Below are 17,011 nucleotides of genomic sequence, written 5' to 3' on the forward strand. Positions count from 1 at the left end.
ATGAGCACGACCGCCATCGCGAAGCCGAGCATCTGGTCGCGCCTTCCGCTCGTGCATCAGCTCAGGCAGAGTGTCGGCTGGCAGCGCGGCATGCTCGTCGGCGGACTCGTCATCATCGTCGTGTTCCTGCTCACTGCAGCGCTGGCGCCGTGGCTGGCCCCCTTCAGTTTCGACCAGTTGCGGGACGAGAGCGGGACCTTCGGCGCCCAGCTCCCCCCGAACGCCCAGCACCTGCTCGGCACGACGGTGGGCGGCTACGATGTGCTCTCCCGTGTCATCTGGGGGTCCCAGACGGCGGTGCTCGTCATCGTCGTGGCGGTGCTGCTGTCGATCTTCGCCGGCGTGCTGCTGGGGCTCGTCTCCGGCTATTTCGGGGGCTGGCTCGACCGCGTGCTCGTCGTCATCTGCGACGCGATCTACGCCTTCCCGTCGCTCCTTCTCGCGATCGTCATGTCGATCGTGCTCTCCGGGGGCAAGTCGAGCCTGTTCTTCGGCATCCTCGCCGCCGCGATCTCGATCACGGTCGTGTTCATCCCGCAGTACTTCCGCGTCATCCGCTCGGAGACCGTGCGGATCAAGGCGGAGGCCTTCGTCGAGTCGGCGAAGGTCATCGGGGCGAGCAACGCCCGCGTCATGTTCCGCCACGTGCTGCGCAACTCGACGAGGACGCTCCCGCTCATCCTGACCCTCAACGCGTCCGAGGCGATCCTGACGCTCGCCGGCCTCGGATTCCTCGGCTTCGGCATCGAACCGACCTCGGCTGCCGAGTGGGGCTTCGACCTCAACAAGTCGATCTCGGATGTCGCGGCCGGCATCTGGTGGACGTCGATCTTCCCCGGCACCGCCATCGTTCTCGTCGTGCTGGGCATCACGCTCGTCGGCGAGAGCCTCAACGATCTCGCCGATCCGCGCCTTCGGACCCGGCACCGGGCGATCGCGAGCTCCGCAGTTCCGACCGAGGTCGACGAGCTGGAGGAGGCACTGTGAGCAGCCTGGTGAAGGGCGAGGAGGCCCTGCAGATCGATGGCCTCGGCGTCACATTCGCGACCGACGGGGGAGATGTCCGTGCGGTCGACGGCGTGAGCCTGTCGGTGCGCGCGGGCGAGGTGCTCGCGATCGTCGGCGAGAGCGGAAGCGGGAAGACCGTCACCGCCAAGACCATCCTCGGGCTGCTGCCGGAGACGGCGACGACCTCCGGGATGGTGCTCATCGGCCGCGACAACGTCATCGAGGTGTCGCACGCGCGCCTGCGCGAGATCCGCGGCACCGGCGCCGCGATGGTGTTCCAGGAGCCGTCGACGGCGCTCAACCCGGTCTACACGGTCGGCTGGCAGATCATCGAGGGACTCCGTGCTCACGCCAGAATCGGCCGCGCCGAGGCGCGGGCGAAGGCGATCGACATCATGACCCGCGTCGGCATCCCGGACGCCGAGCACCGCGTCGACTATTACCCGCACCAGTTCTCGGGCGGCCAGAAGCAGCGCATCGTCATCGCGATGGCGCTCGTGCTCGATCCTGAGCTCATCGTCGCCGACGAGCCGACCACCGCTCTCGACGTCACGGTGCAGGCCGAGATCCTCGATCTGCTGCGCCGCTGCCGCGACGAGTTCAGCACCGCGATCGTGCTCATCACCCACAACATGGGTGTCGTCGCAGACCTTGCCGACCGCGTCGCGGTCATGTACCAGGGGCGCGTGGTCGAGGAGGCCGACGCGGTGAGCCTGTTCCACCGTCCGGAGCACGACTACACGAAGCGGCTGCTTGCCGCTGTGCCGTTCATCGGGGCCGGTACCGTGCGCACTCGCGAGCGTGCTGAGGAGCGCGCGGCCGAGAAGGCGTCCGAGCCTCTCGTCGTCGCCGAGGATCTCGTGATCGAGTATCCGGGGCGGCTCGGGCGCGGGGGCTTCCGCGCCGTCGACGGCGTGAGCTTCCAGATCGGCGCACGCGAGGTGCTCGGCCTCGTCGGCGAGAGCGGCTCGGGCAAGACGACGATCGGGCGGGCGATCGGCGGGCTCACGAAGATCACCGGCGGCTCTCTGCGCGTGCTCGGCCAGGAGCTGCTCGGCGTGCACGAGAGGGATTTCCGCCCACTCCGACATGACATCGGCTTCGTGTTCCAGGACCCGGCGACCAGCTTCAACCCGCTCCTCACGATCGCCGAGTGCGTCGCCGAACCGCTCGTCGTCCACGGCAAGGCGAAGAATGCCGCCGAAGCACGGTCGCGCGTCGACGAACTCCTCGAGGCGGTGCAACTGCCGCACAGCTATGGCGACCGGTATCCGCACGAACTCTCCGGGGGGCAGCGCCAGCGCGCGAGCCTCGCCCGGGCCATCGCTCTCCAGCCGAAACTCCTCATCGCCGACGAGCCGACGAGCGCCCTCGACGTCTCGGTGCAGGCGCGCGTGCTCGAACTGTTCGCCGAACTGCAGCGAGAGTTCGGGTTCGCCGCCCTCTTCATCAGCCACGATCTCGCCGTCGTCGACCTGCTCGCCGACCGCATCGCGGTGCTGTTCAAGGGCAGGCTCGTGGAGGAGGGGACCGGCGAGAAGGTGCTCGTCGCACCGAAGCATCCATACACCCAGCGGCTGCTCGCCTCGCTCCCGGTGCCGGATCCGGTGCTGCAGGCGAAGCGGCGCGAGGAACTTAAGAGACTGCGCGAGGTCGAGTCCGCCGGCCTGGACGTCACGGGGCTGGCAGGCACAGGGACGGACGGCTGACATGACCGAGCCGGTGGCTAAGGAGGTCGTCCGTGCCGACGACCTCTCCATCCACTATCGGTCGAGGGACGTGCGATCCCGCTGCCTCGCGGTGGCCGGCGTGAGTTTCGAGGTCGCCCCGGGGGAGATTCTCGGGATCGTCGGGGAATCCGGCTCCGGCAAATCGACCCTCGCTGCGGCGATCGCACTCCAGGCCGACTGGGGCGGGCAGGAGTCCGGACGTCCGGAGATCTGCGGAGGGTCCCTGAAGGTCTTCGGAACCGAGTTGCGCCGCATCGGGTCTCGTCGGCGGGACCGCCTGCAGCTCTCGGTCGGCTACCTGGCGCAGGATGGCGCGGAGCGCCTCGACGCGCGGCTCACGGTCGCCGAGAACGTGGCGGAGCCCATCTACTCACGGGACCGCCGGTTCAGTTCCCGCGAGGCCGGTATCGCCGTGGCCACGCTCATCGACTCGGTTCGCCTTCCGCTCGGGCTCATGAACCGATACCCCTTCGAGTTGAGCAGCGGCCAGCGGCAGAGGGTGGCGCTCGCCCGCTCCCTCATCCTCGGGCCGCGCCTCCTCGTCGCCGACGAGCCGACCCGCGGGGTCGACGTGACGGTGCGCACCGGGGTGCTGGATGTCATCCGCGAGCTGCAGGCCGAGCACGAGTTCTCGGCCGTGATCGTGAGCAGCGACCTCGCCGTGACCTCCTACCTGGCCGAGCGCGTGGTGGTCATGAGCCGTGGAACGGTCGTCGGGCTTGGCCCCATCAATGGGGTACTCGCTGACCCGATTCATCCCTATCTGAAGGCCCTCGCGGCGTCGCGATTCGATACAGTCGGTGCATGACATCGAGTGGGGGCTCGGTCCAGCACCGTGCAGTGCTGGCTTCCCCGCCTGAGGAGCTGCCGCCCGAACGGCGCCCGAGGCCGGGGCCGATCGCCGTGCTCCCCGAACCGGACGAGTTCTTCGTCACCGCTGTCCAGGAGGCCGGCGGCACCGTCGCACCGCTTTCGGCGGAGACCCGCGGCGTGATCTGGCTGTCCTACGCTCGCGCTGCCGAGTTCCCCGGAATCCTGGAGCGCTACCCCGGCATCGACTGGGTGCAGCTGCCGTGGGCCGGTGTCGACGCCTTCTCCGGCATCCTCGCATCGACGGTGGGCCGGGATCGCCCGATCTGGACGAGTGCGAAGGGTGCCTACGCCGAACCGGTGGCGGAGCATGCCCTTGCCCTGACCCTCGCGCTCCTGCGCGCGCTGCCGACCCGCGTGGTTGCTCGCAGCTGGGGTCCTAAGATCGGCCGCTCGCTCTTCGGACTCGACGTCGTCATCGTGGGGGCCGGCGGCATCGCCGTCGAACTCCTCCGACTGCTGGAGCCGTTCCGCACGCGCGTGACCATTGTGAGGCGCACGGCCGAAACGATGCCGGGTGCCGACCGCACGGTCACGGCAGACCGGCTCCTCGAGGTGCTTCCGGATGCCGACGTGGTCATCGTGGCCGCCGCCATGACCGGGGGGACGGCGGGGCTTCTCGGCGCCGCCGAGTTCGCGGCTATGAAGCCGACCGCGATTCTCGTGAACGTGGCGCGAGGCGGGCTCGTCGACACGGATGCGCTGACCGACGCTCTCGCATCCGGAACCATTGCCGGCGCTGGACTCGACGTGACCGACCCGGAGCCTCTGCCGGACGGGCATCCGCTCTGGTCGGAGCCTCGCGCTCTCATCACCTCGCATAGTGCCGACACGCCCGAAATGACCACGCCGCTGCTGGCCGAGAGGGTGAAGACTAACGTGCGAGCTTTCCTTGACCACGCGAGATTTGATGGGCTAGTAGACCCGGAGGCAGGCTATTGACTCTGTTGTGGGTAGGTTCGTACACCGAGAACATGGGCGGGTTCTCCCGCGGGATCTCTGCCGTGCGGCTGACCGAGAAGGGCCTGCAACTCCTCGGGCTCGGTGTGGTCGCCTCGTCGCCGTCCTATCTCATCCACGCGACGGTTCCTGGCGTCATCTACGCGGTCGATGAGGGCCTCGGCCGGGTGGAGGCGTTCCACCGCAAGAGCAAGGCTGCCAACCTCACCGTGATGGGTGGGCAGGCGACCTCGGGCAGCCTGCCGTGCCATCTGGCGGCGACGGCCGACTGGCTCTACGCGAGCAACTACCGCACCGGCCAGGTGGATGTCTTCCCACTCGACGCGCAGGGGTTCATCGGCCCGCTGCACCAGTCGCTCGTGTCGACGGGTAAGGGTCCGAAGCCCGAGCAGGACGGCCCGCATGCGCACTCGACGCTCGCCTTCGGCGACATGGCGATCACCGCCGACCTCGGAACCGACCGCGTCAACGTCTACCGTTGGCAGGATGCCGTACTCGGGCTCGAGTCCTCGCTCGAGCTGCCGGCTGGGACCGGGCCCCGCGACTTCGCGGTCTCGCCGGTCGCGGGCAAGATCTTTCTCCTCGGCGAGCTGGGCGGATCCGTGTTCGTGCTCGGAGGGGGACGGAATCTGCAGGTTCTCAAGGCCGGGGAGGCGGGGGCGGCGCCGGGCGATCACGCTGCGGGTCTCGTCGTCGACCCGACCGGACGGTTCCTGTACACCGCCCTGCGCGGCTCGAACCGCATCGTCGCGATCGACGCGAACACGCTTCAGCCGATCGCCGACCTGCCGAGTGGCGGAGACACCCCGCGCGGCCTCTGCATCGTCGGGAACCTGCTGCTCGTCGCGAACCAGAAGTCCGGGACGATCGCCGCGTTCCAGCTCGACCCGCAGTCCGGTGTGCCGATCATGGTGGGCACACCGCTCTTCGTCGACTCGCCGACCTGCCTGCTTCCGGACTTCTCCTGAACGGCCGACCCGTGGCGGGGAGCGCACCGCCGATGGGCTCCTGCATTCTTTGCTAAAGTGACTAGCTGAATCGCCAATCCTCGATAGCTCAATTGGCAGAGCAGCCGGCTGTTAACCGGCAGGTTCTTGGTTCGAGTCCAAGTCGGGGAGCAAATGCCCCTGGTTTCCGTGGAAACCGGGGGCCTTCCTGTTCGAGGCCGAAGCAGCGGCTGCGAAACCCTGCGACCGCGCGGCAGACTCGTGGTCGAGTCGTAATCCGGTCAGGATGACCTCGACGAGTCGGTGGACGGCAGCCATGTCGGTCAACCTGTCGGCCGCGGAGGCGGCGTGCAGGCAGTATGCCGCGAGTTCGGACGGGGGGATGTCCGAGCGCAACCGACTCGAGGCGGCGCCTTCGGCGATGATCTCCTCGAGGAACCCGCTGAGGTGCTGCTGGGCGTGTGAGACGTGGTCGCTGCGATGCAGGATTCGGGCCAGTTCACCGCTGGGCTGGTGGTGCGACAGCAGCACATAGCTCTCGAGCACGGCCCGGAGTTGCTCGGCCGCGTCGTCGTGCTGGCGCCGTACCCGGACGAGTTGCTCGAGGTGTTCCGTGATCCGCTGCTCGTGCCACGCGCTCAGCACCGCGTCGATGTCCGCGAAGTACTTGTACAGCGTCGCCCGTGCGATGCCTGAACTCTGGGCGACCTGCGACATGGTGATCGGAGAGTGCTCGTTCGTTGCGATCAGCTCGGCCGTCGCGGCCAGGGCCGCCTCACGCACCGCGGCACGGTGCGCTTCCACGGTCTCGCTCCAGAGCTTCGGCATGGGGTTAGTATACAAGTGACAACACTGCGACAACCTGATCCATGAGTGACATACTGTCTCGATAAATAGCATCAGCGGCTGCGCAGAGCCAAAAGGAGAGCACCGTGTCCGAACCCGCCCCGCCACCGGTCGCACCATCGGATGCGGGCAAACGTCCGCGCCGGGAGAGCGGCATCCCGCGCTGGGTGATCGTGGGTGGAATCGTCGCGGCGGTCGTGGTCGTGGCGATCGTCGTCGTGCACCTCGCCGGCGGTGGGCTCGGCGGCCACTTCCCGATGGTGGGGCACTGAGGTGATGGGCACTGAGGTGATGAGCACTGACGTGATGAGCACGACATGATGGGCCCGGGAGTCCGCAAGGGCGTGCTCGCCGCCCACCTCGTGGCCTCGGTGGGCTGGCTGGGCGCCGTCGGCGCGTTCCTGCCGCTCGCGATCGTCGGATTGACCAGCCGGGATCCCCAACTGGTGCGCGGCCTCTACCTCAGCCTGGAGTTGATCACGCGGTTCGTCCTCGTGCCGCTGAGCATCGCCTCGCTCGTGACCGGCATCATCCAGTCCCTGGGCACCAGCTGGGGGCTGTTCAGGTATTGGTGGGTGATCGCGAAACTCGTGCTGGTCATCCCGGCCACCGCCTTGCTGCTGCTGCATACCCAGCCGATCTACCACTTGGGCAGCGTGGCCGTGACGGCGGGATTCGCGGCGAACGATCTGGTCGAATCGCGCGGGCAGTTGGTCTTCGATGCCGCTGCGGCGCTCCTGGTGCTACTCGTGGTGACGCTGTTGTCCGTCTACAAACCGCGCGGAGTCACCGGGTACGGTAAGCGCAAGCTCCTCGAGTCGCGCCTTGACGCTACGGCGGTTGTGGATCAACACCGACGCGCCCAGCGAGGACGGTCATGACCGTCCCGGCGGCTCGCTGCCGGGTCGAGTCCGGCCGGGGGGAGCGGATTTCCTGTGTTCTCTCGGAGCACCGTCCATTATTATCCCGCCATGGCTGTCATCGATGTCACCACCCCCGCGCCTCCCGTCGTCGACCGCGAGACCTGGCTTCGCGAACGGGGTGAGCTGCTCGTTCGCGAGAAGGCGCACACCCGCGAGGGCGATGCGATCGCTGCTGCACGCCGCCGGTTGCCGATGACCGAGGTCACACCGATCTCCCTCGTCGGGGCGAACGGTCCGACCTCGATGCTCGACATCTTCGATGGGCGCGACCAACTCATCGTCTACAAGCACATGTGGCACCTCGGCAAACCCTTCGAGGGCCAGTGCGAAGGCTGCACCGCGACGATCTGGAACTTCCATGACGCCGCATATCTGGAAGCGCGCGGCATCAGCTTCGCCATCTTCGGGGCAGGGCCATACGAGGATATGGCGCCGTTCCGGGAGTTCATGGGCTACACGCATCCGTGGTACTCCGTCTACGACGTCGAGGATCCCGCCTACACCGGTGGCGGTCATCTCACCTGCTTCCTGCGTCGTGGCGACCGCGTCTTCCTCACCTACGACACGACCGATCGCGGCACGGAGCCGATCATGGCCGCACTCAACCTCATGGACATGACCGTGTACGGTCGCCAGGAGGAGTGGGAGGACTCCCCGGAGGGCTGGCCACAGGATCCGACCTTCACCGGCTGGCGGAGAGACGGTCGCCCCGTGCCCCAGTGGACTCGGCCGGGGGCCGTGCCCGTCAGCTGACGCGGACCGCGCCCCGCCGAAGAGGGTACTCCCGCGGGAGTACCCGACGACTCCATTGAGCGGATGCCGCATCCGACCCGCGCAACTACGATCGACTCATGTCAGAGCCGGGTTCGCATGGCTACGGGCGCCGCGGAACCGGCCCGCCACGCTGGGTCGCGCTCTGGGTTCCGGTCATCGTGTCGTTCGCGATCCAGGTTCTGCCGGTGCTGCTCCCACGGCGTTTCGGTCCCGTGCTGGCGCCGATCGCGCACCCGCGAGAGTTCGCCTTCGCCCTCCTCATCATGATGGTGGGGCCGCTCGCCCTCATCGCCGCGCGACGGTTCCCCGGGCCGGTCGTGGCTGTGACGGCCGCGGCCGCCTCCATCGCGATGCTGTTCGGCGGGCAGGACTGGCCGCCGTACATCGCCCTCGGGTTCGCGATCGTCTCCGCGATCGTTCGCGGCGCACGGATGTGGGCCTGGACCTCGGTGGGTGCAGCATGGCTCACCACGCTCGTCTGGGCGCTCGCGATCGGCGTCGCCTGGCATCCGCTGCGCATCGCGGGGGTGACCCTCGGCATCCTCATCGTGTTCGGGATCGGCGAGGGCCTCCGCACCCGGCGCGAACAGTTCGCCGAGTACCGCAGGATCGCCGCGGAGCGCCGTTCGAGCGAACTGCAGGCCGAACGGGTGCGCCTCGCGCGCGAACTGCACGACGTGCTCGCGCACTCGCTCAGCCAGATCAACGTCCAGGCCGGGGTGGGCCTCCACCTCATGGAGAGCCAGCCGCAGAAGGCGGCCGACGCCCTCGCGAGCATCAAGCTCACGAGCAAGACCGCGCTCGACGAGGTGCGCTCCGTCCTCGGCATCCTGCGCTCCGACGGCAACCCGGATGCCCCGCTCGTCCCGGAGCCGGACCTCTCCCGCCTGCCCGGCCTCGCCGCCTCCGTTACGAGCCAGGGTGTCACCGTCGCGCTCGACGACTCGCTTACCGAGCCGCCACCGGCCGCCACCCAGCTCGCGATCTACCGCATCGTGCAGGAGTCGCTCACCAACGTCCTGCGCCACGCGGAGGCGACGGCGGCGACCGTGAGGATCGTCGAGGGCGGCGGGGAGTACGTCGTGACCGTCGTCGACGACGGCACGGCAGCGGGCGCATCCGGCCCGGCAGACGGTGACGGACGAGGCCTGCTCGGCATGCGGGAGCGCGCCGAACTGCTCGGCGGCAGCTTCCAGGCCGGCCGTGAACCCGGCGGGAGTTTCCGCGTCGAGGCCAGGATTCCGATGAGGGGGAGCCAGTGAGAGGGGCACAGCCATGACCATCCGCATCGCGATCGCGGACGACCAACAGCTCATCCGTGCCGGCTTCCGCTCGCTCCTGGAGGCCGAGCCAGACCTCGAGGTCGTCGGTGAGGCCGGAACCGGTGCCGAGGCTGTCGCCCTCGTGGCCGGCACGCGTCCTGATGTCGTGCTCATGGACATCCGGATGCCCGACGGCGACGGCCTGTGGGCGACCGAGCAGATCGTCGGCGACCCTGCGCTCGCCGGAACCCACATCGTCATCGTCACGACCTTCGAACTGGACGAGTACGTCGGACACGCGATCCGCGCCGGGGCGAGCGGCTTCCTGGTGAAGGACACCGAGCCGGTCGAGCTCATCCGCGCCGTCCGGGTCGTCGCGGCCGGCGACGCGCTGCTGTCGCCCGGTGTCACCCGTCGGCTGCTCGAGCGCATCTCCACCCGGCTCACCGAACCGCCGGATGCCCAGGCGCTGCAGGTGCTCACCGAGCGCGAACGCGAGGTGCTCGCCCTCGTCGGCCAGGGCCTCACCAATGACGAGATCGGCGGGCGGCTCTTCCTCAGCCCGCTCACCGCCAAGACCCACGTATCGCGCATCATGTCGAAGCTCGCCGCGCGCGACCGCGTGCAGCTCGTCGTCGTCGCCTACGAGACCGGCCTCGTGCGGGCCGGCTTCACGGAGTAGCCCGGGCGCCGGGCCTGCTCCGAGCGCAGTACCCGAAGTGCATCCCGGCGGCAGATTCCCCGACCTGCCGATCGAGCGAGCCTTGGTTGCGGGCTCACTCGGAGCCCAGTTGACAGGAAGGCTCATCGTGATCACCTCACTCGCAATCGCCGCCGCCGGCCCGTTCGCCCACGGGCCGGCCGCCTTCGGGTTCGCCGGATTCTGGTGGCTGGGGTTCCTCATCCCGCTGTTCTGGATCCTCGTGTTCGTGCTCATCTTCGGCATCTTCGGCCGCCGCTGGCGTCGTCGGGCCTGGGAGAACGGCTACGGTCCCCACGGACCTGGCCCAGGCCACTTCGGCCCGGCACGCAACGCCGAGGCCACCCTCGCCGAGCGTTTCGCCCAGGGCGACATCGACGAGAAGGACTACCGCGCGCGGCTCGAAGTGCTGCGGGCGAACGCCCCATCCCAGGGTTGAGCGGATGCGGGTGGCATCGGAATACTCCGGTGCCACCCGTTCGCGGTAGCCTCGTCTAGCGGTCGACATCAGGGCGCCGCCGGGGAGGAACAGGCATGATCGAGTGGCTGCAGGACAACGCCTTCATCGTCGCCCAGGTCGCCACCGTCGCGGCAGTCGTCCTCCTGGTTCTGGCGATCGTCTTCCTCGGCCTGTGGCTCGGCGCACGTCGTCGATTCCGGCGCCAGTCGGCCCTCCTCGTTCATGCCGAGCGGGACGCCATCGACCTCGAGCTGGCCGTGCGCGAGCACCTCGGGCGCCTCCGTATCGTGCGCGAGCTGGGCGACGTCGCGGTCCACTCCGTCTCCGCGATCGTGACCCAGGCCGACGGCGCGCGGTACGCCTCGGCATCCGATGCCTCCGCCGCCGTGCGCGCCGCCATCACCATGGGCGACACGGCGCGCAAGACCCTCGCCGACCTGAGGAGGATCCTCACGGTCGTGCGCGAGGGCGAGGCGGATGCCACACCCCAGCCGCGTCTGAGAAGCGCGAGTGATCTCTTCAAGGTCATGCGGGATGCCGGACTCTCCGTCGAATTCGATGAGACCGGCACGTCGTTCCCCCTGCAGAAGGGGGCGGAACTCGCGGTGTACCGCATTCTTCAGGAGTCGCTCTCGAACGCGCTCAAGTACGGGGGAGAGGGCACCCAGGTCAGGGTGTCGTTCACCTGGCGCGACGAGAGCCTGCAGGTGCTCGTGGACGATGACGGCGTGCGGGCCAGTGCCAGGCGCGACGGGCTCGACCCGAATGAGGTCGCCCGGGAGCGCGCCTACTCGATCGACGAGGATCTGGGCGCCCTCACCGAGGTCGTCACGGGTCCGGGAATCGCCGAGATGCGGGAGCGCACCGAACTCTTCGGCGGAGTCTTCAACGCCTACTCGGTGCCGGGCGTCGGCTTCTCGGTCTCGGCGGTGTTCCCGGCCCTGCGCTACGACAACGGGGTTCACGGTGTGAACCTCGGCGACCGTCGTGGCGAGGAGTAACGAGGACTCGGCCGCGATCCGGGCAGGACTTGCGGTCGGTCTCGCCGCCGCAGCCTACGGGGTCTCCTACGGCGCGCTCGCCGTGGCCGCGGGGCTCGACGTCTGGCAGACCTGCGTCATGAGCCTGCTCATGTTCACGGGCGGCTCCCAGTTCGCCCTCGTCGGCGTCATCGCCACCGGCGGGGTGGCCGCCGGCCCCGCCGCGATCGCCAGCGCCGCGATCCTCGGCATCCGGAACGGCATCTACGGGGTCCGGATGTCGCCCATCATCGGCGGGCGCTGGTGGACCCGCATCGCCGCCGCCTGGGTGACGATCGACGAGACGACCGCGGTGTCGACGAACCAGCCGACGATCTCCAGTCAGCGCATCGGCTTCTGGACGACCGCGGCGGCCACCTTCGTCGGCTGGAACCTGACGACCCTCATCGGCGCGCTGATCGGCGACGCGCTCGGCGACCCGCGCCAGTGGGGCCTGGATGCCGCCGCCGCTGCCGCGTTCGTCGGCCTGCTCTGGCCGCGCCTCAAGCAGCTTCAAACCATCGCCGTGGCGAGCGCGGCAGCGGTCATCGCGATCGTGCTCACGCCTGCCCTGCTACCAGGGCTGCCGGTGCTCGTCGCCGGGGTCGTGGCGATCGTCGTCGGCGGCTTCAACTGGTTCGCCAACTCGGAGCCTCCGCTCGTCCCGCTCGAGAGGGAGGGCGTATGACCCTCTGGCTCATCGTGATCATCGCCTCGCTGGCCTGCCTCGCGCTCAAGCTCGCGGGATACCTCGTGCCGTCGTCGGTACTCGACAAGCCGACGCCCTCCCGCATCGCCAACCTGCTGACGGTCGCCCTGCTCTCCGCCCTCGTCGCGGTGCAGACGCTCGGGCATGGCACCGGGCTCCAGTTCGACGCCCGGGCGCCCGCGCTCGTCGTGGCCGTCATGCTCTTCGCGCTGCGCGTGCCCTTCGTGATCGTGGTGATCGCGGCGGCGGCGACGGCGGCGCTCATCCGGCTCTCCGGGTGGGGTTGAGTTCAGTAACCCTCGAGGTGGTCGAGCCCCGGCAACCAGCTGAGCTCTGGCACACCCCAGCCGTTCCTGCGGATCGCCTTTTGGGCGGCGCGGCCGTTCAGGTGGTCGAGGCGGTCGGCGTAGAGGATGCCGTCCAGGTGGTCGTATTCGTGCTGGAAGATCCGGGCGAGCCAGCCCTCGGCGTGCAGCTCGAACGGCTTCCGGTCCGGGTCGACGGCCGTGAGTATCGCGTGCTGCGCCCTGCGCAGTGCGAAGCGTTCGCCCGGGATCGAGAGGCAGCCCTCGGACTCGGCCTCGTCATCCGGCTCGCCCGTCGGGGTCGGGGTGATCCACAGCTCGGGGTTGATGGCCGTGCCGCTGTGCCGGATGCCGTCCTCGGTCCAGTCGAAGACGAAGACTCGCAGGGGAACGCCGACCTGCGGTGCGGCGAGTCCGACTCCCGGCGCCGCCTTCATCGTCTCGACCATGTCGGCGACGAGGGTCCGCAGTTCCTCGTCGAAACGGGTGACCGGTTCGGCGGGGGAGTGCAGTACGGGGTCACCGGTGATCCGGATCGGGAGAACGGCCATTCGCCAAGAATATCCCGCGTGCAACCGGTAAAGTCGTGGGGTGCCGCCAGACCTGACCGACTTCACGGATCAGTTCGTGACGCTCACGCCGAACCAGTGGCTCGGCATCCCGGTGGCCATCATCGCCGCGGTGTTCCTCGCGCTCGGCGCGCAGTTCCAGCACCGCGGTGTCGGCAGGGTCGAGGCCGACACCGGCGAGATCGATACGAGCCCGGGCCTCAGCCTCCGCCAGATCCTGCTGCTGCTGGCGCGGCCGTCCTGGGTCGTCGGAACCCTCATGCTCGGCCTTGCCGTCGTGCTCCAACTCACGAGCCTCTACCTCGCCCCCATCATCGTCGTTCAGCCGCTCGGGGCGATCGCTCTCGTCATCACCGCCGTGGTCAATGCACGCGTGTCGAAGGTGAAGCTCGACGCGAAGTCGATCAGGGCGATCGCGTTCTGTGTCGGCGGTGTCGGCCTGTTCGTGACGGTGGCGGCTTTCACCGCGAAGTCGAGCCCGATCAACTCGGCCCAGCTCGGCGTGATCCTCGCACTCCTGGGTATCATCACGATGGGTCTCTCCCTCGCCTTCGCGTTCCTGCGCGATCGCTTCAAGGCGATCGTGTTCATCCTCGGGGCCGGCGTTCTCTACGGCTTCGTCGCCACCCTCGCCAAGGTCGTCATCGACCGGGCGAAGACCGGCGACTTCGAGTGGCTCACCGTCACCTGTATCGTCGCGCTGCTCGCGGCGGCGGCGCTCGGAGGGTACTTCGTGCAGAACGCGTACTCCTCGGGGCCACCCGACCTCGTGATCGCCGGGCTCACCGTCGTCGACCCGATCGTCGCCGTCACGATCGGGATCGTCGTGCTGCAGGAGGCATCCGGTGCCCCCTGGTTCGCGGCGATCGCCTACATCGCGGCGGGTATGCTCGCCATTTACGGAGTGTTCCAACTCTCGAAACATCACCCGCAGGCTCAGCGGTAGGCTGGGACGCACGCCAACTGCACGAGGGAAACCCCACATCTTGCCTGACGCCCCGAACGATTCGGCGCACGACGCCGCACGCCATTTGCGCATCCTGATCGGTGCCGACACCTTCGCCCCCGACGTCAACGGGGCGGCGAGTTTCACGTCGCGTCTGGCTGCGGGCCTCGTCGAGCGCGGCCACGAGGTGCACATCGAGGCGCCGGCGTTCAGCCGCAAGCACGGCCGGTTCGTCGAGCAGCACGAGGGCGCCGACCTGGTCGTGCACCGGGTGTACTCGTGGCGCTGGTTCCCGCACGACTGGCTGCGGTTCGTGCTCCCGTGGCGCAGCCAGGCGCACGCGGCGCGCATCCTCGACGAGGTGAAACCGGATGTCGTGCACATCCAGTCGCACATCGTGATCGGCCGCGGGCTGGCCAGGCAGGCGCGCATCCGCGGCATCCGGGTGATCGCGACCAACCACTTCATGCCGGAGAACCTCATCCAGCACACGCTGCTGCCGAAGTTCCTGCGCAAGACGGCCATCCGCATCGCCTGGAACGACGCGGCGAAGACGTACCACCTGTGTGAGGCGATCACGACGCCGACGAGGAAGGGCGCGGAGTTCCTGGAGGCGGCGACCGACCTCACCGGCGTGCACGCGATCTCGTGCGGGATCAACTCGAGCGAGTACACGCCGGACTTCTCCGACAAGAAGGCGAACCGCATCCTGTTCGTCGGCCGGGTGACTGGCGAGAAGCACATCGACGTGCTCATCAGGGCGGTGGCGAAGCTCGACCCCGCACTCGAGGCGACCCTCGACATCGTCGGTGGGGGAGACCTGCTCAACCACCTCAAGAAGCTCGCGAACGACGTGGGGGTCGGCGACCGCACGACATTCACCGGCTACGTATCCGATGAAGAGTTGAAGGCCGCCTACACGAACTCGACGGTCTTCGCCATCCCGTCGATCGCCGAGCTGCAGAGCATCGCGACGATGGAGGCCATGTCGTCCGGGCTCCCGGTCGTCGCCGCGAACGCCATGGCGCTGCCGCACCTCGTGCATGACGGTGACAACGGCTACCTGTTCGAGCCGGAGAACGTCGACGATCTTGCGGCGAAGCTCACCACCGTGCTGACGCTGCCGCAGGACGAGCTCACGCGTATGAAGCGCAACAGCCTGCGGCTGATCGCGCCACACGACATCGAGCGCACGCTCACAACGTTCGAGAGACTGTATCGTGGGGAGGCGGTGACCGATCCGGTCACCGAGGTGACCCTCGACGAGCAGGCCTCCTGACGCGTCGGCGGCGCGGGGCGGTAGCTCAGCTGGTTAGAGCAGCGGACTCATAATCCGTCGGTCACGGGTTCAAGTCCCGTCCGCCCTACGGCCCTATGCCTCCATGCAGCCGCGAGTGGGCGTGCCTGCCCGGCACGGCAGGTCAGCGGGCAGCCGACAAGCGCCGCGAAGGAGTGCACGGCCAGGACACTTGGCTCAGCCAGCCTTGTCGCCTCACCCCGAATAGCGGGCGCTGGCGGGGTGGTCGAGTGAGGCGCAGTGAAAACGTGCGGGCCGTAGTCTGGTCCTACTTCGTGTCGTTCACCGGCATCGCTGCGCGCGCACTCAGGCGCAGATACCGTTTCACTACCTTGCGCGCGTAGCGATAGGGGTCTTCGATGGCCAACTCGGGATGTTTGTTGGTTATGTCTCGCTGGGCCTGATCGATAACGTCCACCGACCGAGCGTTCGACAACTTGGACTTCGACTCCTGGCGTTCGTGCGCGCCTGGGTGGCGTGGTGTTCTCGGCTTTGCCGAAGCGCGCTCGGGCCGCTTCCAGCCGGGGAGTACTTCATCGAGCAACGTCTTCTGCTCGGGTGTGTGCTTCCCCTCCTTGTCAGCCCGACGCTGTCTAGTGAGCCAGAATCCCATTCGTCGTTCTTCGGGCGTGCTGCCTTGGGGGCGGGGACGATGCCCGTGTTCGGCGATAAATGCGTGTATCTCATGGACTCGTACGCCCCACGCTTTCGCGACACCGTTCCCGCGCCAATCGGGAATGAGGGCGTCTAGCGTGCCCGATTGCAACTCGGTGAGTTCGGCACTTCTTGCGCCCGTCAACCAAGTGGCGAGCCGTCGCTCGGTAGGTTCGGATGAGCGGCGCGGGAGTCGCTCGTGCTCAGATACGAAAGCCGCGAGTTCGTTAGCGCGCAGAGTCCACTTTTGAACTGAGCGAGTCTCGTACGCCCACCCCGGAGCAAGTTCATCCAGAGCACGCTTTCGAGACCTCTTGATCTCGCCCCGACGAAGGCGGGTTCGCTGACTACGGAGCCAGTTGCCGATCCCATCGGGGTCGTCGCCTCGATGACTGGTCGAAGGTAGTAGCCCATCGTTTGATTCCATGTACTCGTGCAATTCGCGCAGTCTGGCCTCGAACGTCCTGACGGTGGGAGGCCTTCGTGTCCGGCCTGACGGCGCATCCCATCCCGGCAAGTAACGGCTGATCGCGGCCTGCACGCTGGTATCGAGTCGTCCCGTAGTTAGGGCTGCCCGTTGGTTGGTGAACCAGTGGTGGAGTTGGCGCTCGCGCTTCGCGCTCGCGAGTTGGCTGGGGGGCCGCCCGTGCAGGTCGCGAAACATCGAGTACTCCGCGGCATACAAAGCGTGTAGGTCCGTGTCGATCCTCAATACGCGGTCAGAGGGAGTTCTCCATTCAGGTACGTGTTTGCTAAGTGTCGCCTCGATCTCAGGCTTGAGTTCCCCGCGTGCGTCTTGTCGGCGGAGTCTGTGCATCCAGTAGTAGAGGGCGGACTCACTTTGCGGAACCGATGGTGAGTTACCGGGCTGGCGACCTTCGTTCTCCACGAATGCTGCCCAAGCGATCGCGCGCTCTCGGTGCACTTCGAGCGGGACTGTGCGGGGCATGGCCAGATTTTAGCAATCGACTCGTCAGCGCACTCGGAAAGCACTCCTGTCGCGCTCCCGGGAGTCACCACGATCCCCTATCT

Annotated in this window: 19 protein-coding genes and 2 tRNA genes; 18 read left to right on the top strand and 3 right to left on the bottom strand. The window is 68.0% G+C overall.

The genetic code is table 11. The annotated features are described in order from the left end of the window. From ABD678_RS08940 to ABD678_RS08965, 6 genes are all read left to right on the top strand, one after another. Complete coding sequence (locus ABD678_RS08940; protein WP_344755828.1) at window positions 1–987, top strand: ABC transporter permease; 987 nt, start codon at window positions 1–3, stop codon at window positions 985–987. Further along, window positions 984–2,717, top strand: a complete 1,734-nt coding sequence (locus ABD678_RS08945; protein WP_344755830.1) for an ABC transporter ATP-binding protein — start codon at window positions 984–986, stop codon at window positions 2,715–2,717. The genes ABD678_RS08940 and ABD678_RS08945 overlap by 4 nt, the downstream gene beginning before the upstream one ends. 1 nt (window position 2,718) lies before the next feature. Beyond that, window positions 2,719–3,546 carry a dipeptide/oligopeptide/nickel ABC transporter ATP-binding protein gene (locus ABD678_RS08950; protein WP_344755832.1) on the top strand — a complete coding sequence of 276 codons (828 nt, stop codon included), beginning with the start codon at window positions 2,719–2,721 and terminating at the stop codon, window positions 3,544–3,546. Then, window positions 3,543–4,550 carry a D-isomer specific 2-hydroxyacid dehydrogenase family protein gene (locus ABD678_RS08955; protein ID WP_344755834.1) on the top strand — a complete coding sequence of 336 codons (1,008 nt, stop codon included), beginning with the start codon at window positions 3,543–3,545 and terminating at the stop codon, window positions 4,548–4,550. The genes ABD678_RS08950 and ABD678_RS08955 overlap by 4 nt, the downstream gene beginning before the upstream one ends. A 5-nt stretch (window positions 4,551–4,555) precedes the next feature. Then, window positions 4,556–5,536 (top strand): lactonase family protein, encoded by a 981-nt coding sequence (locus ABD678_RS08960; RefSeq protein WP_344757138.1) that lies wholly within the window; start codon window positions 4,556–4,558, stop codon window positions 5,534–5,536. Between the two features lie 77 nt (window positions 5,537–5,613). Continuing rightward, window positions 5,614–5,686 (top strand) — tRNA-Asn (locus ABD678_RS08965). Here the strand turns inward: ABD678_RS08965 and ABD678_RS13805 are convergent. Further along, a complete protein-coding gene (locus ABD678_RS13805) occupies window positions 5,648–6,481 on the bottom strand; it encodes a TetR/AcrR family transcriptional regulator (RefSeq protein WP_425561979.1) in 834 nt (277 codons plus the stop codon). The two genes, ABD678_RS08965 and ABD678_RS13805, sit on opposite strands and share 39 nt — an antisense overlap. Here ABD678_RS13805 and ABD678_RS08975 point away from each other — a divergent pair. The 9 genes from ABD678_RS08975 to ABD678_RS09015 all read left to right on the top strand — a co-directional run bounded on the left by ABD678_RS08975 (window position 6,448) and on the right by ABD678_RS09015 (window position 12,495). Beyond that, the gene (locus ABD678_RS08975; RefSeq protein WP_344755838.1) at window positions 6,448–6,633 is read left to right on the top strand and encodes a hypothetical protein; all 186 of its coding nucleotides are present in this window, start codon (window positions 6,448–6,450) and stop codon (window positions 6,631–6,633) included. The genes ABD678_RS13805 and ABD678_RS08975 overlap by 34 nt on opposite strands. A gap of 45 nt (window positions 6,634–6,678) precedes the next feature. Next, window positions 6,679–7,242: a DUF2269 domain-containing protein gene (locus tag ABD678_RS08980; protein WP_344755840.1), complete on the top strand. Its 564-nt coding sequence runs from the start codon at window positions 6,679–6,681 to the stop codon at window positions 7,240–7,242. Window positions 7,243–7,332: 90 nt separating this feature from the next. Further along, window positions 7,333–8,037 (top strand): DUF899 family protein, encoded by a 705-nt coding sequence (locus ABD678_RS08985; protein WP_344755842.1) that lies wholly within the window; start codon window positions 7,333–7,335, stop codon window positions 8,035–8,037. Window positions 8,038–8,135: 98 nt separating this feature from the next. Then, window positions 8,136–9,320: a sensor histidine kinase gene (locus ABD678_RS08990; protein ID WP_344755844.1), complete on the top strand. Its 1,185-nt coding sequence runs from the start codon at window positions 8,136–8,138 to the stop codon at window positions 9,318–9,320. Window positions 9,321–9,333: 13 nt separating this feature from the next. Continuing rightward, window positions 9,334–10,002 (top strand): response regulator transcription factor, encoded by a 669-nt coding sequence (locus tag ABD678_RS08995; RefSeq protein WP_344755846.1) that lies wholly within the window; start codon window positions 9,334–9,336, stop codon window positions 10,000–10,002. Between the two features lie 127 nt (window positions 10,003–10,129). After that, window positions 10,130–10,459 carry an SHOCT domain-containing protein gene (locus ABD678_RS09000; RefSeq protein WP_344755848.1) on the top strand — a complete coding sequence of 110 codons (330 nt, stop codon included), beginning with the start codon at window positions 10,130–10,132 and terminating at the stop codon, window positions 10,457–10,459. A gap of 95 nt (window positions 10,460–10,554) precedes the next feature. Then, a complete protein-coding gene (locus ABD678_RS09005) occupies window positions 10,555–11,481 on the top strand; it encodes a sensor histidine kinase (protein ID WP_344755850.1) in 927 nt (308 codons plus the stop codon). Beyond that, a complete protein-coding gene (locus ABD678_RS09010) occupies window positions 11,468–12,187 on the top strand; it encodes an AzlC family ABC transporter permease (protein WP_344755852.1) in 720 nt (239 codons plus the stop codon). The genes ABD678_RS09005 and ABD678_RS09010 overlap by 14 nt, the downstream gene beginning before the upstream one ends. Further along, complete coding sequence (locus tag ABD678_RS09015) at window positions 12,184–12,495, top strand: AzlD domain-containing protein (RefSeq protein ID WP_344755854.1); 312 nt, start codon at window positions 12,184–12,186, stop codon at window positions 12,493–12,495. Before ABD678_RS09010 ends, ABD678_RS09015 begins: the two co-directional genes overlap by 4 nt. Before the next feature lie 2 nt (window positions 12,496–12,497). On the opposite strand, the gene def is transcribed toward ABD678_RS09015, so the two are convergent. Beyond that, complete coding sequence (def, locus tag ABD678_RS09020) at window positions 12,498–13,064, bottom strand: peptide deformylase (protein WP_344755856.1); 567 nt, start codon at window positions 13,062–13,064, stop codon at window positions 12,498–12,500. 40 nt (window positions 13,065–13,104) lie between these two features. Between def and ABD678_RS09025 the strand changes: the two genes are divergently transcribed. The 3 genes from ABD678_RS09025 to ABD678_RS09035 all read left to right on the top strand — a co-directional run bounded on the left by ABD678_RS09025 (window position 13,105) and on the right by ABD678_RS09035 (window position 15,395). Further along, entirely contained in the window at window positions 13,105–14,028 is a 924-nt protein-coding gene (locus ABD678_RS09025) for a DMT family transporter (RefSeq protein ID WP_344755858.1), read from the top strand. A 40-nt stretch (window positions 14,029–14,068) separates the two neighbouring features. Continuing rightward, complete coding sequence (locus tag ABD678_RS09030) at window positions 14,069–15,307, top strand: glycosyltransferase (protein WP_344755860.1); 1,239 nt, start codon at window positions 14,069–14,071, stop codon at window positions 15,305–15,307. Window positions 15,308–15,321: 14 nt separating this feature from the next. Further along, window positions 15,322–15,395: transfer RNA gene (locus ABD678_RS09035), tRNA-Ile, on the top strand. A 198-nt stretch (window positions 15,396–15,593) separates the two neighbouring features. Here ABD678_RS09035 and ABD678_RS09040 read toward each other — a convergent pair. After that, window positions 15,594–16,928 carry a helicase associated domain-containing protein gene (locus ABD678_RS09040; protein ID WP_344755862.1) on the bottom strand — a complete coding sequence of 445 codons (1,335 nt, stop codon included), beginning with the start codon at window positions 16,926–16,928 and terminating at the stop codon, window positions 15,594–15,596. Window positions 16,929–17,011: the final 83 nt, after the last annotated feature.

Source organism: Leifsonella bigeumensis (genome assembly GCF_039537265.1).
In the GTDB taxonomy this organism is placed as follows: domain Bacteria; phylum Actinomycetota; class Actinomycetes; order Actinomycetales; family Microbacteriaceae; genus Terrimesophilobacter; species Terrimesophilobacter bigeumensis.

Bases quoted from the DNA above. Each gene is read 5' to 3' on its own strand.
- ABD678_RS08950 (WP_344755832.1), top strand. From the start codon at position 2,719: ATGACCGAGCCGGTGGCTAAGGAGGTCGTCCGTGCCGACGACCTCTCC.
- ABD678_RS08990 (WP_344755844.1), top strand. From the start codon at position 8,136: ATGTCAGAGCCGGGTTCGCATGGCTACGGGCGCCGCGGAACCGGCCCG.
- ABD678_RS08995 (WP_344755846.1), top strand. From the start codon at position 9,334: ATGACCATCCGCATCGCGATCGCGGACGACCAACAGCTCATCCGTGCC.
- ABD678_RS08940 (WP_344755828.1), top strand. From the start codon at position 1: ATGAGCACGACCGCCATCGCGAAGCCGAGCATCTGGTCGCGCCTTCCG.
- def (WP_344755856.1), bottom strand. From the start codon at position 13,064: ATGGCCGTTCTCCCGATCCGGATCACCGGTGACCCCGTACTGCACTCC.
- ABD678_RS08980 (WP_344755840.1), top strand. From the start codon at position 6,679: ATGATGGGCCCGGGAGTCCGCAAGGGCGTGCTCGCCGCCCACCTCGTG.
- ABD678_RS09005 (WP_344755850.1), top strand. From the start codon at position 10,555: ATGATCGAGTGGCTGCAGGACAACGCCTTCATCGTCGCCCAGGTCGCC.
- ABD678_RS09015 (WP_344755854.1), top strand. From the start codon at position 12,184: ATGACCCTCTGGCTCATCGTGATCATCGCCTCGCTGGCCTGCCTCGCG.
- ABD678_RS09040 (WP_344755862.1), bottom strand. From the start codon at position 16,928: ATGCCCCGCACAGTCCCGCTCGAAGTGCACCGAGAGCGCGCGATCGCT.
- ABD678_RS08955 (WP_344755834.1), top strand. From the start codon at position 3,543: ATGACATCGAGTGGGGGCTCGGTCCAGCACCGTGCAGTGCTGGCTTCC.
- ABD678_RS13805 (WP_425561979.1), bottom strand. From the start codon at position 6,481: ATGGTGCGACCGGTGGCGGGGCGGGTTCGGACACGGTGCTCTCCTTTT.
- ABD678_RS08985 (WP_344755842.1), top strand. From the start codon at position 7,333: ATGGCTGTCATCGATGTCACCACCCCCGCGCCTCCCGTCGTCGACCGC.